The sequence below is a fragment of the Variovorax sp. H27-G14 genome (genome assembly GCF_046156345.1).
GTDB lineage: Bacteria > Pseudomonadota > Gammaproteobacteria > Burkholderiales > Burkholderiaceae_C > Variovorax.
This window is the reverse complement of sequence record NZ_JAYLVN010000002.1, coordinates 467,636-480,484: the sequence shown is the minus strand read 5'-3', so window position 1 is coordinate 480,484 and position 12,849 is coordinate 467,636. Positions and strand designations below refer to the sequence as shown.

Below are 12,849 nucleotides of genomic sequence, written 5' to 3'. Positions count from 1 at the left end.
GCCCGGAGCCCCAGGCGCGTGGCCTGCGGACTGCTGCTTAAGGGGATTTTGGCGTTGAAGGCGGCCGGGCGACGCTATTGCGAGTAAGCCCCCGATTGTAGCTCGGTCTGAGTGTGTTATTTGAGCTGCAATGCCGCGCCGCTCGCGTGAAGGCAGATGGCGGCGGCGGCCGCCACGTTGAGCGACTCCTCGCCGCCCGGCTGCGCAATGCGGATGTGGTGCGTGGCACGCGCTTCGAGCGCGGCCGACACGCCCTGCCCTTCGTGGCCCATCAGCCAGGCGCAGGGATGCGGCAGCTCGGCATTGTGGAGCCAGTCGCCGCGGTGCGAGCTGGTGGCGACCAGCGGCACCCGCAGCGCGTCGAGCGCCTTGGCGTCCACACCCTCGATCAGCCGCAGGCCAAAATGGGCGCCCATGCCGGCGCGCAGCACCTTCGGCGCCCACAGCGCGGCCGTGCCCTTGAGCGCGATCACCTGGGTGAAACCGAACGCCGCTGCGCTGCGCAGGATAGAGCCCGCGTTGCCCGCGTCCTGCAGGCGGTCGAGCACCACTGTGGGCGCGTCGGGCAGCAGCTCGGGGCGGGATGGAAGGTCGAGTACGAAGCCCACCTGCGCGGGCGACTCCAGGCCGCTGGCGCCGCGCAGCAAGTCGTCGCTGACCACTACCGTTTTGATAGCACCATGCGACCATTCGGCAGGCGCATCAGGCCAAAAAGACTCTGAAAACACGGCCATCGCCGGCTTCACGCCGCGCGCCAGCGCAGCGCGGCACAGGTGGTCGCCTTCGAGCCAGATACGGCCCAGCTTGCGGTAAGCGCCCGGGTCTTGCGCCAACTTGCGCAGGTCCTTGAGCAGCGGGTTGTCGCGCGAGCTGATGTGGCTTGCGCCGGTGTCGGAGGTCATGGGGGTCAGGGCGCCGCGCGCAGGTCGAGCACGGTCTCGGCGGTGACGATCACCACCACGGGCTGCACGGCGGGCTGCAAGGCGGGCTGCAAGGCGTCCACGGGCAGCATCACGCTCAGCACGCCACCGGTGCGGGCCAGCGCCGCGGCCACCGGACTGAACGAGCGGCGGTGATGCACGCAGGCGCCATGGCGCTGCAGCGCCTCCAGGTGCTCCCGCGTGCCGTAACCCTTGTGTCCGGCAAAGCCGTAGTGCGGAAATTCGGTGTGCAGTTGCTCGCAGAGCCGATCGCGGTGCACCTTCGCCAAAATCGACGCGGCCGAAATCGCCTTCACGCGCGAATCGCCCTTGACGATCGCCTCGGCCAGCACGTCGAGCGTGGGCAGGCGGTTGCCGTCGACCAGCACCTTCACCGGCTTCAGCCGCAGCCCTTCGACCGCGCGCCGCATGGCGATCATGGTGGCCTGCAGGATGTTGTGGGTGTCGATTTCTTCGACGGTGGCCTGCGCAATGGAGCAGCACAGCGCCTTGGCCAGAATCTGGTCGTACAGGCGTTCGCGCTGCAATGCGGTGAGGGTTTTGGAGTCGGCCAGGCCGGGGATCGGCCGCAGGTCGTCGAGAATCACCGCGGCCGCCACCACAGGGCCGGCCAGCGGCCCGCGGCCGGCTTCGTCCACGCCCGCCATCAGGCCCGGTGCATCCCACACCAGCGCGGCCTGCTCAGCCTTCAAGAACTTTCTGGATCGCATCGGCGCAAAGTGTCGGCGTATCGCGCTGCAATTGCACATGCAGCTCTGAAAATTTTTGTTGCAGCGCCTGCGTCTTCTCGGGCGCATCGAGCCAGGCCAGCGTGGCCTGGGCCAGCGCCTCGGGCGTGGCGGCCTCCTGCAGCAACTCAGGCACCACGAAGTCGCGGCACAGGATGTTGGGCAGGCCCACCCAGGGCTGCAACTGCTTGCGCTGCATGAGGCGCCACGACAGCCCGTTCATGTTGTACGCGATGACCATCGGCCGCTTGAACAGCGCCGCCTCCAGCGTGGCCGTGCCGCTGGCGATCAGCGTGGCGTCGCAGGCGGCCAGGGCGGCATGCGACTGGCCGTCGAGCAGCGTCACGCGCCCGGTCATGCCGCTGGCCTGCAGCAGGACCTCGACTTCGGCACGCAGGCCCGGAAGAACCGGCGCCACGAATTGAATGCCGGGCCGCTGCTTCTGCATGAGCGCGGCGGCGGCAAACAAGCGCGCGGCCAGGTAGCGCACTTCGGAGCGGCGGCTGCCAGGCAGCAACGCGACGACCTGCGCGTCGGGCGACAGACCAATGGCGGCGCGAGCGGCGGCGCGGTCGGGCGTCATCGGGATCACGTTGGCCAGCGGATGGCCCACGTAGCTGCCCGCCACGCCGTGCTCGGCCAGCAATGCCGGCTCGAACGGAAAGATGCACAGCACATGGTCAGCGGCGGCGCGGACCTTCTCAATGCGCTCCGGGCGCCAGGCCCAGATCGACGGGCAGATGAAGTGCACCGTCTTCATGCCGCGGCTGCGCAGGCCGGCTTCTAGGTCGAGGTTGAAATCGGGCGCGTCGACGCCGATGAACAGCTCGGGCCATTCGCGCAACAGCCGCGCCTTCAATTGGCGCCGGATGCCGGCGATCTCGGCGTAGTGCCGCAGCACCTCGACATAGCCGCGCACCGCGAGCTTTTCTTGCGGCCACCAACTCTGCAAGCCATGGGCCAGCATGCGGGGACCGCCGATACCGACGGTTTCAAGGCCGGGCCAACGGGCTTGCAGCCCGTCGAGCAGCAGGCCGGCGAGCAGGTCGCCGGACGCTTCGCCAGCGACCAGCGCGAACCGTCGCTGTGCGTCCTTCTGCATCGCCGTCACGTCAGCGCGCGATGCCGCGTGTCGAGCTGGCGAGGAAGGCGTCCATCAGCGCAACGTCGCCGGCAGCCTCCGGCATCTCGGCGGCGAGCGCGGCAATGCCGGCACGCGCCTCGTCGAGCGTCTTGTTCTGGCGATACAGCAGCCGGTGCATCTGCTTCACTGCGGCAAGCCGCTGCGCGGAAAAGTCGCGCCGGCGCAGACCGACGACGTTGAAGCCGCGCACCGCGAGGGGATTGCCGTCCACCAGCATGAAAGGCGGCACGTCTTGTGTAACCGCACTTGCGAAACCAAGCATTGCATGAGCGCCGACAGATACGAACTGGTGGATGCCGGTGAGACCGCCGACCGTGACCCAGTCCGCCAGATGCACGTGCCCAGCCAGCGTAGTGTTGTTGGACAGCGTCGTGTGGTTGTCGACCTGGCAGTCGTGCGCGATGTGCGTGTACGCCATGATCCAGTTGTCGTGCCCCACGCGCGTCACGCCCCCTGCCCCCGGCACGCCGAGGTTGAAGGTGCAGAACTCGCGAATCACGTTGCGGTCGCCAATGACCAGCTCGGTCGGCTCGCCCGCGTACTTCTTGTCCTGCGGAATCGCGCCCAGGGACGAGAACTGGAAGATCTTGTTGTCGCGCCCGATGGCCGTGCGCCCTTCGATCACGCAATGCGCGCCGATGGTGGTGCCCGCGCCCACACGCACATGCGGGCCGATCACGGTATACGGGCCGACCGACACCGAGGCGTCGAGCTCGGCCTGGGGGTCGACGAGTGCTGTCGAATGAACCTGGGTCATGCCTTGTGTTGACTGCGGCCGGATCAGTTGATCTGGCGCATCGCGCACATCAGCGTCGCTTCGCAGGCGAGTTCGCTGCCCACCAGCGCACGGCCCTTGAACTTGGAAATGCCCGCCTTCATGCGTTCGATTTCGACTTCGAGCGTCAGCTGGTCACCAGGCTCCACCGGGCGCTTGAAACGCGCGCCATCGATGGCGGCAAAGTAGTAGACCGTGTTGTCGTCCGGCACGATGTCCAGCGAATGGAACGACAGCAGCGCCGCGGCCTGCGCCATGGCTTCGAGCATCAGCACGCCCGGCATCACCGGACGGTGCGGAAAGTGGCCGTTGAAAAACGGTTCGTTCATCGTCACGTTCTTGAGCGCGGTGATGCGCTTGCCCTTTTCCATGTCCAGCACGCGGTCCACCAGCAGAAACGGGTAGCGGTGAGGCAGGAGCTTGAGAATTTGGTGGATGTCGAGCGCTATCGCTGGCTTGGTCATGATGTTCTGTTCCTGCATCGTCGTCATTTTTTCGAGGGAGCCTTCTCCAGCGCCTTCAGTCGTTCGCGCAGGCTGTGCAACTGCTTGAGCGTTGCCGCATTTTTTTCCCAGCTCGCATTGTCATCGATGGGAAACATGCCGGTGTATTGACCGGCCTTGTGGATCGAACGGGTAACCGTGGTGGCGGCGGACACGTGCACGCCGTCGGCCACCGTCAGGTGGCCCAGCACGATGGCGCCCCCGCCAAAGGTGCAGTTGGCACCAATGATGGCGCTGCCGGCCACACCGACGCAGCCCGCCATGGCGGTGTTCTTGCCGACGTGCACGTTGTGGCCGATCTGAATCAGGTTGTCGAGCTTCACGCCGTCCTCGATGACGGTGTCGTCAAGCGCGCCGCGGTCGATGCAGGTGTTGGCGCCAATCTCGACGTCGTTGCCGATGCGTACCGCGCCCAACTGCTCGATCTTGATCCACTGCCCCTGATGCAGCGCAAGTCCGAAGCCGTCCGCACCGATGACCACGCCCGGGTGCAAGAGGCAACGCTCGCCGATGACGCAGTCTTCGCTCACCGTCACGCGCGACTTCAGGACCGTGCCCGCACCGATGCGCGCGCCCCGCTCCACCACGCACAGCGCGCCGATGCGCGCCGTCGGGTCGACCTGCGCTTCGACATGAATCACCGCGCTGGGATGCACCAGGTCAGCCTCCGGGCGCGCGTGCTGCGCCTTCCAGAGCTGCGTCAGACGAGCAAAGTAAACGTAGGGGTCGGGCGTCACGATGTACGCCCCACGCGCGGCAGCCGCCTCGCGCATGGCGGGCGACACGATGACGCAAGCGGCTTTCGAGGCCGCCAGTTCCTGCTGGTATTTGGGATGGCTCAGGAAGCTCAGCGCATCGGGCTGTGCATTCTGCAGCGGCGCCAGCCGCGCGATGGACAGCGCCGCATCGCCATGAAGCTCACCCCCAAGGGCGTCAACAACGGCTCCGAGCTGCAATGACACGCCGGCTCCCGGCGTTACTTGCCGGCCGCAGGCGCAGAAGAGCTGACCGACGCGTTCAGCGCCTTGATCACCTTGTCGGTGATGTCGTGCTTCGGGTTGATGTAGATCGCTTCCTGCAGGATGGCGTCGTACTTTTCAGTCTCAGCTACCTGCTTCACCACGCGGTTGGCGCGCTCGTAGACCTGCTGGAGCTCTTCGTTCTTGCGCGCGTTGAGGTCTTCCTGGAACTCACGACGCTTGCGCTGGAAGTCTCGGTCCTGGTCGACGAGACCGCGCTGGCGGGTGACACGCTGGCTTTCCGACAGGGTCGGCGCTTCGCGCTCGAACTTCTCGGAAGCCGCTTTCAGCGCATCGCCCTGGCCGGTCAGTTCTTTCTCGCGCTTCAGGAACTCGGCCTCGAGCTTGGCTTGCGCCGCCTTGGCCGGCTGTGCTTCACGCAATACACGGTCGGGATTCACGAAACCGATGCGAAAGGTTTCCTGGGCCTGCGCGGGCGCCGAAGCGAGTACGAAGGCGGGAATCAACAACGCGCCGGCCGCGGCGCGAATCAAATTCTTCATTTAGAAAGACGTTCCGATCTGGAATTGGAGGCGCTGAATTCTATCCTTCGGGATGGTGATGAACCCGGTGCTCGGGTCGACCACTTCCTTCTGGGACTTGATGGGGAAGGCATAGGCCAGGCGCAGCGGACCCAGCGGCGAGATCCAGCTGACGCCCAGACCCACCGAAGCACGCAGCTTCTTCTCTGCCTTCCACTGCTCGTCGGTCAGGCCGGCAGCGCGCGAACCGAACACGTTGCCGACGTCGAAGAAGCCATACAGGCGCAGCGTGCGGTCGTTGCCAGCGCCGGGGAACGGCGTGCTCAGCTCGGCATTGAAGATCGCCTTCTTGGTGCCGCCGATGGCCGCGCCTTCGGTCTGACCGAACAGCGGCAGGTCGCGCGGACCGAGCGAGTTCTGCTCGAAACCACGGATCGAGCCGAGGCCGCCCGCGTAGAAATTCTTGAAGATCGGGTAGACCTTGTCGCCCAGCGCCTTGGCATAGCCAACTTCGCCGTTGATCGAGAAGGTGTACTGCTTGTTGATTGCGAAGAACTGCTGGTACTGGTAGTTCGTCTTGAAGTACTTCATGTCGCCGGCAGCACCCACTTCGAGGTTGGCACGCTGCAGACGGCCGGTGGTCGGAATCAGCGCGCTGTCGCGGCTGTCGCGGCCCCAGCCCACGCTCAATGGGACACCCCAGACGCTCTTCTGATTGCAACCGGTCACCAGAATGCCGGTCGGGTCCTTCTGGCACTGGAAGTAGTTCAGGTAGGACGGCGGCGTGGTCAGCCCGGAGAATGCCGTCGAGCTGTTCGCGTCGAACGCGTAGCGCTCGAGGCCGATACCGAAGAAGACCGTGTCGACTTCGCTGAACGGCACGCCGAAGCGAATCGACCCACCCTGGTTCACCAGCTTGTAGTCGCCGTCGATCGACGACGAGTACGGACGCGTGGTGGTGTGGTACAGGCTGATCGTGCGCGAGATGCCGTCCTGCGTGAAGTACGGGTCGGTGGTGGTCAGCGACAACGTGCGGTTGTACTTGCTGGTGTTGACCTGCACGCCCAGGAAGTTACCCGAGCCGAACACGTTTTCCTGCGAGATGCCGAAGGTCAGCGCAACCTTTTCGGCGCTCGAGTAGCCAGCACCCAGTTGCAGGCTGCCGGTGGGCTTTTCGGCCACGTTGACGGTCAGGTCGACCTGGTCGGGCGAACCTGGGACCTCCTGCGTATCGACGTTCACCTCGGTGAAGAAGCCCAGGCGATCCACGCGGTCGCGCGAGAGCTTGATCTTGTCGCCGTCGTACCAGGAGGCTTCGAACTGGCGGAATTCGCGGCGAATGACTTCGTCGCGCGTCTTGTTGTTGCCGCCCACGGACACTTTGCGCACGTACACGCGGCGCGCCGGTTCGGCCTGCAGCGTCAGCGCCACGCGGTTGTTGACGCGGTCAATTTCCGGGCGCGCCTGCACGCGTGCGAACGCATAGCCGAAGGTGCCGAAATAATCGTTGAAGGCCTTGGTGGTCTCGGTGACCTGCTCACCGTTGTACGGCTCGCCCGGCTTGATGGTGATCAGCGACTTGAAGTCGTCGTCACGCCCGAGGTAGTTGCCGTCGAGCTTGACGCTCGACACCACGAACTTCTCGCCTTCGGTGATGTTGACCGTCACCGTCAGGTCCTTGCGATCCGGCGAAATGGCGACCTGGGTCGAATCGATGCGGAACTCGAGGTAGCCACGCGTGATGTAGTACGAGCGCAGGGTTTCGAGGTCGGCGTTGAGCTTGGCGCGCGAGTACTGGTTCGACTTGGTGTACCAGCTCATGAAGCCGCCACTGTCCTGGTCGAACAGGCTCAGCAGCGTGGATTCGCTGAAGGCCTTGCTGCCGACCACGTGCACTTCGCGGATGCGTGCCGAGTCGCCTTCGGTGACGGTGAACGTCAGGTTGACGCGGTTGCGCTCGATGGGCGTGACGGTGGTCACGACCTGCGCGTTGTAGAGGCTGCGGCTCACGTACTGGCGCTTGAGCTCTTGCTCGGCGCGGTCGGCCAGGGCCTTGTCGTACGGGCGGCCGTCGGTCAGACCGACTTCGCGCAAGGCTTTTTGCAGTGCGGCCTTGTCGAATTCCTTGGTGCCGACAAAGTCGACGTCGGCGATGGTGGGACGCTCTTCGACGATCACCACCAGCACGTTGCCGTTCACGTCGATACGCACATCCTTGAACAACCCCAGGTCGAACAGCGCACGGATGGCGGCCGAACCGCGCTCGTCGCTGTAGGTATCGCCCACACGCAGAGGCAGCGACGCGAAGATCGTGCCGGCTTCGACGCGTTGGAGGCCTTCGACGCGAATGTCGCGCACCGTGAAAGGCTCGACGGCCCAGGCTGCAGTGGCCGCGAGCGCACTGACAACCACCGCGGCAACGCTACGCAGGCGAAAGCGACTGAAGTTTTTGTTCATCTGTGAATTGAGCCGGCACGGAAAGGGCCGGCAGAAAGTTAACCAAAGAGCCGCGTGACGTCGTTGAAGAGTGCGACCGACATCATGACCAGCAGCAGGGCAACACCCCCGCGCTGAAGCCGTTCCATCCAGGCGTCAGAGACGCTCTTGCCGGTCAGGCCCTCCCAAAGATAATACATCAGGTGCCCCCCATCGAGGACTGGCAGCGGCATGAGATTGAGCACGCCCAGGCTCACGCTGATGAGCGCCAGGAACACCAGATACTGCGTAAAACCGAGGCTCGCGGACTTGCCCGCGTAATCGGCAATGGTGAGCGGACCGCTCAGATTTTTGAGCGATACCTCGCCGATGACCATCTTGGCCATCATGCGCACGGTCAGCGCCGACACCTCCCAGGTGCGAACCACGCCACGCCACACGCCGTCGACCACACCCTGACGCACCGTCACCATTTCAGGCGCCGTGCCCACGAATGCGCCGATGCGCCCGACCTTGGCGCCGCCCTCTTCCCGCACTTCGGGCTTCACGTCGAGGGTGAGCGGCTGGCCGCCTCGCACCAGTTGCCAGGCCTGGGTGCGCGGCTGGTCGCCGTCGACCGAGGCACGAATGACTTCGCGCAGTTGCTGACCGTCGACGATGGCGGTCGTGCCGATGGTGCGGACCACGTCGCCGTTGCGCAGACCCGAGCGCTCAGCCGCGCTGCCAGCCATGACCTCGCCGATCTCGGGCCGGGTCAGGGGCGCCAGCACGCCGATCTTGCGGAACATCTGCGGATCGGCGTCGCGGGTCTCCAACCGGCTCAGCGGCAGCACCACCTTTCGAGCAGCCTGGCCGCCCTCGCCTGCGATTTCGAGCGTGAGGTCGTGGCCGTCGAGGGCGCCTCGCGTCATGCGCCAGCGCAGGTCTTCGAAGGATTGGACGGGCGACAGGTCGCCGTCGAAGCCCGCTTGCGTGATGTGCTCACCGCCGCGCAGCCCTGCGGCTTCGGCCAGGGAGGCCGCCACCGGTCGCGCCAGCTTGGCCACCGGCTCCAGCACGCCGATCCAGTTGACCGCCGTGTAAAGCACCACTGCCAGCAGCAGGTTGGCGATTGGTCCAGCGGCGACGATGGCCGCGCGCGAGCGCAGCGGCTGGGTGTTGAACGCACGGTGACGCTCTTCGGGCGCCACGGGCCCTTCGCGCTCGTCGAGCATCTTGACGTAGCCGCCCAGCGGAAACGCGCCAATGACGAACTCGGTCGATTGCCCCGGGTGCTGGCGCTTCGGCGTCCAGCGCAGCAGCGCCTTGCCGAAGCCGACCGAGAAGCGCTCGACCTTGACCCCGCAAGCTACTGCCACCCGGTAGTGGCCGTATTCGTGCACGGCAATCAGGACACCGAGCGCAACCACAAAGGCTATGACAGTGAGCAGCATCGGAATCCTTGGTTTCTGGAGAGCGTCAGGCCGAGAAACGCAGTGCCGCGGCATTGGCCGCCGCGCGCGCGCTGGCATCGAGCGCCAGCAGGTCGGCGAGCGATGCGGGCTTGGAGGGCGTCACCGCCTCCAAAGTTTCCATGTTGACCGCATGAATGCGGTCAAAACGCAGGCGCCGGTCCAGGAAAGCCTCCACCGCGACCTCGTTGGCCGCGTTCAGAACGGCCGTGGTACCCGGCGCGGCGCGCAATGCGTGCCAGGCCAGGGCCAGTCCGGGGAAAAGTGCCGCGTCGGGTTCATTGAAGGTCAGTGCCGACATCTGGCGGAAGTCGAGCCGCGCCGCGCCGCTCTCGATGCGCTCCGGCCAGGCAAGGCCGACCGTAATCGGCACCCGCATGTCGGGCGTGCCGAGTTGGGCGATGACCGAAGCGTCGGTGAACTGCACCATCGAATGCACCACGCTCTGAGGGTGGATGACCACCTCGATCTGCTCGGGCAACACACCGAACAGGTGGCACGCCTCGATTACCTCGAGCGCCTTGTTCATCATGGTTGCCGAGTCGACCGAAATCTTGCGGCCCATGACCCAGTTCGGATGCGCGCACGCCTGCTCCGGCGTGACCGTGCCCAGCGTTTCGGGCGCCCGCGTACGGAACGGCCCGCCCGAGGCGGTCAGGATGATCTTGTCGATGCGCCGCGCCCAGGTCGAAGGGTCTTCGGGCAGCGACTGGAAGATGGCGGAATGCTCGCTGTCGATGGGCAGCAGCGTCGCCCCGCCCTCGCGCACCGTGCGCATGAAGAGCTCGCCGCCAACGACGAGTGCCTCCTTGTTGGCCAGCAGCAAACGCTTGCCGGCACGCGCCGCGGCCAGGCACGGGCCGAGGCCGGCGGCGCCGACGATGGCGGCCATGACGGCGTCCACTTCGTCGTGCGACGCTATCGTTTCAAGAGCGTCCTCACCCGTCAACACAACTGTTGCGAGGCTGCTTTGCTTGATTTTCTCGGCCAGCAGCGCGCCGTGTGGCGCACTGGCCATCACGGCGAAACGCGGCGAAAACCGCGCGCACTGCGCCAGCAGTTCGTCGACCTTGGTGGCCGCGGAAAGCGCAAACACCTCGAAGCGTTCGGGGTGCCGCGCCATCACGTCGAGCGTGCTCACGCCAACCGAACCGGTCGAACCGAGCACCGTGACGCGTTGTCGGGGAGTGTTCACAGGAAGGCCAGCATCATGGCAATGGGAAGCGCCGGCAAGAGGGCATCCACGCGGTCGAGCACGCCGCCATGGCCCGGAAGCAGCCGGCTGCTGTCCTTGGCGCCGGCACTGCGCTTGATGAGAGATTCGACGAGGTCGCCCACGACGCTCATCGCCGCGAGGAACAACGCGCCCAGCAGCACCAGCCACCAGCCGCGCTCGTTGAGGCGGGTGTACAGGCTGGCCACACTCGCGCCGGCGGCCTTGTCGGCCCAGACCCAGGCAAAGGCCAGCACGACCACGCCGACCATGCCGCCCCACACGCCTTCCCAGCTCTTGCCGGGACTGATCGCGGGAGCGAGCTTGTTGCGGGTGAACTTGAGACCGAAAGCGCGTCCGGCGAAATAGGCGAACACGTCGGCCACCCATACCAGCACCAGGATCGACAGCAGAAAGTTGATGCCGACCATGCGGGCCTGCACGGCCGCCAGCCACGCCACCCACAGCGCCAGCAGGCCAGCGACCAGCCGCAGCCCGCGCGGAATGCGGGGCCAGCCCGGCACCGCCACGCGCAGCAACACGGCGCCGCCAAGCACCCAGGCCGCGCTGGCCAGGGTCCACATCAGCACCAGCGACTGGTTCAGCAGCCCCAGCCACCACGACAGGGCGCACAGCATCACCGTTTCGATGCCCAGGAACACCGACATCCGCTGGCCGTAGCCGTTCAGGCGCCCCCACTCCCATGCCGCCGCGCCGATCAGCACGAGCATCACGCAGGCAAAGGGGATGTGGTTTCGATAGAACAGCGCTGGCAGCAGGATCGCGAGCAGCACGATCGCCGTGAGGATGCGTTGTTTGAGCATGCGGGAAGGTTGTCAGGCCGTCTGGCCGTGGGGGGCCACGACCTGCGCCGAGGTTTGACCGAAGCGACGCTCACGGCCCTGGAACGCGGCAATGGCCTCGTCCAGCGCGGCCTCGTCGAATTCGGGCCACAGCTTGTCGCTGAAGAAGAGCTCGGCGTAGGCGCTCTGCCAGAGCAGGAAGTTGGACAACCGCTGCTCGCCACCCGTGCGGATGAACAGGTCGGGGTCGGGCACGTGGGCCAGCGCCATGGCGCGGTCCAGGCTGAGTTCGGTGATGGGTTCGCCCTGGGCCGCCAGCTTGGCCGCGGCCTTGGCGATGTCCCAGCGACCGCCGTAGTTGAAGCACACGTTGAGCTGCATGCGCGTGTTGTGCGCGGTGGCCGCCTCGGCGTCCACCAGGCCCTTCACCATCTTCGGCGACAGGCCTGCCCGCTCGCCGACGAAGTGCAGGCGCACGCCGTCACGGCTCAGCCGGGGCACCTCGCGGGCGAGCGCGCCGACCATCAGGTCCATCAGTCCGGAGACTTCCTCGACCGGACGGTTCCAGTTCTCCGAGGAAAACGCGAACACCGTGAGCACGCCCACGCCGCGGTCGGCACAGGCCTTGACGCAACGGCGCAGCGACTCGACGCCCTGCTTGTGCCCTGCCACGCGGGGCAAAAAACGCCGCGTCGCCCAACGCCCGTTGCCGTCCATGACGATGGCAACGTGGTGCGGAATGCGCGGCGGATTGCGCAACGGAGTCGAGGCCATGGCAGGCCTCAAACGGCCATGATCTCCGCTTCCTTGGCCGCGATCAGGCGGTCGATTTCCGAGATATGACGGTCGGTGACCTTCTGGATCTCGGCTTCGGCGCGCTTCTGGTCGTCTTCCGACGCCAGCTTGTCCTTCACCAGCTTCTTGACCGCTTCATTCGCGTCGCGGCGCAGATTGCGCGTGGCGACCTTGGCGCTTTCGCCTTCGTTGCGCACCAGCTTGGTCATTTCCCTGCGGCGCTCTTCGCTCATGGCGGGGAGCGGCACGCGGATCAGGTCGCCCATGGACGCCGGGTTCAGGCCCAGGTCGCTTTCGCGGATGGCCTTCTCGATCTTGGCGCCCATGCCCTTTTCCCAGGGCTGGACGCTGATGGTGCGCGAGTCGAGCACCGACACGTTGGCCACCTGGCTCAGCGGCACTTGCGAGCCGTAGTAGTCGACATGAATCGAATCGAGCAGCGCCGAATTGGCGCGCCCGGTACGGATCTTGGTGAGGTTGTTCTGGAACGCCGCGAGCGATTGGTTCATCTTCGCGTCGGTCGTGCTCCGAATTTCTGCAATGGTCATCTTATTGGCTC

Annotated in this window: 13 protein-coding genes; all 13 read right to left on the bottom strand. The window is 65.9% G+C overall.

The annotated features are described in order from the left end of the window. Positions 1–116 precede the first annotated feature (116 nt). Genes VLK31_RS07785 through frr form a run of 13 tightly spaced genes read right to left on the bottom strand, consistent with a single transcriptional unit; the run spans position 117 to position 12,838 of the window. Positions 117–902 carry a TrmH family RNA methyltransferase gene (locus VLK31_RS07785; RefSeq protein WP_409167803.1) on the bottom strand — a complete coding sequence of 262 codons (786 nt, stop codon included), beginning with the start codon at positions 900–902 and terminating at the stop codon, positions 117–119. A 5-nt stretch (positions 903–907) separates the two neighbouring features. After that, entirely contained in the window at positions 908–1,651 is a 744-nt protein-coding gene (gene rnhB / locus VLK31_RS07780) for a ribonuclease HII (RefSeq protein WP_409167802.1), read from the bottom strand. Continuing rightward, complete coding sequence (lpxB, locus tag VLK31_RS07775; protein WP_409167801.1) at positions 1,623–2,771, bottom strand: lipid-A-disaccharide synthase; 1,149 nt, start codon at positions 2,769–2,771, stop codon at positions 1,623–1,625. The genes rnhB and lpxB overlap by 29 nt, the downstream gene beginning before the upstream one ends. A 10-nt stretch (positions 2,772–2,781) precedes the next feature. Beyond that, positions 2,782–3,570 carry an acyl-ACP--UDP-N-acetylglucosamine O-acyltransferase gene (lpxA, locus tag VLK31_RS07770; RefSeq protein WP_409167800.1) on the bottom strand — a complete coding sequence of 263 codons (789 nt, stop codon included), beginning with the start codon at positions 3,568–3,570 and terminating at the stop codon, positions 2,782–2,784. A gap of 23 nt (positions 3,571–3,593) precedes the next feature. Next, the gene (gene fabZ, locus VLK31_RS07765) at positions 3,594–4,079 is read right to left on the bottom strand and encodes a 3-hydroxyacyl-ACP dehydratase FabZ (RefSeq protein WP_177206549.1); all 486 of its coding nucleotides are present in this window, start codon (positions 4,077–4,079) and stop codon (positions 3,594–3,596) included. Beyond that, positions 4,076–5,053, bottom strand: coding sequence for a UDP-3-O-(3-hydroxymyristoyl)glucosamine N-acyltransferase (gene lpxD / locus VLK31_RS07760; protein WP_409167799.1), 978 nt, complete (start codon positions 5,051–5,053; stop codon positions 4,076–4,078). The genes fabZ and lpxD overlap by 4 nt, the downstream gene beginning before the upstream one ends. A 14-nt stretch (positions 5,054–5,067) precedes the next feature. After that, positions 5,068–5,613, bottom strand: coding sequence for an OmpH family outer membrane protein (locus VLK31_RS07755; RefSeq protein ID WP_409167798.1), 546 nt, complete (start codon positions 5,611–5,613; stop codon positions 5,068–5,070). Next, on the bottom strand, positions 5,614–8,049 hold the full coding sequence (gene bamA, locus VLK31_RS07750; protein WP_409167797.1) for an outer membrane protein assembly factor BamA: 2,436 nt from the start codon (positions 8,047–8,049) through the stop codon (positions 5,614–5,616). Between the two features lie 38 nt (positions 8,050–8,087). After that, the gene (rseP, locus tag VLK31_RS07745) at positions 8,088–9,461 is read right to left on the bottom strand and encodes an RIP metalloprotease RseP (protein ID WP_409167796.1); all 1,374 of its coding nucleotides are present in this window, start codon (positions 9,459–9,461) and stop codon (positions 8,088–8,090) included. A gap of 25 nt (positions 9,462–9,486) precedes the next feature. Then, complete coding sequence (gene ispC, locus VLK31_RS07740) at positions 9,487–10,674, bottom strand: 1-deoxy-D-xylulose-5-phosphate reductoisomerase (protein WP_409167795.1); 1,188 nt, start codon at positions 10,672–10,674, stop codon at positions 9,487–9,489. Then, entirely contained in the window at positions 10,671–11,516 is an 846-nt protein-coding gene (locus tag VLK31_RS07735) for a phosphatidate cytidylyltransferase (RefSeq protein WP_409167794.1), read from the bottom strand. The genes ispC and VLK31_RS07735 overlap by 4 nt, the downstream gene beginning before the upstream one ends. Positions 11,517–11,528: 12 nt before the next feature. Then, positions 11,529–12,269 (bottom strand): polyprenyl diphosphate synthase, encoded by a 741-nt coding sequence (gene uppS, locus VLK31_RS07730; RefSeq protein WP_409167793.1) that lies wholly within the window; start codon positions 12,267–12,269, stop codon positions 11,529–11,531. Between the two features lie 8 nt (positions 12,270–12,277). Further along, a complete protein-coding gene (gene frr, locus VLK31_RS07725; protein WP_409167792.1) occupies positions 12,278–12,838 on the bottom strand; it encodes a ribosome recycling factor in 561 nt (186 codons plus the stop codon). Between the last annotated feature and the right edge of the window lie 11 nt (positions 12,839–12,849).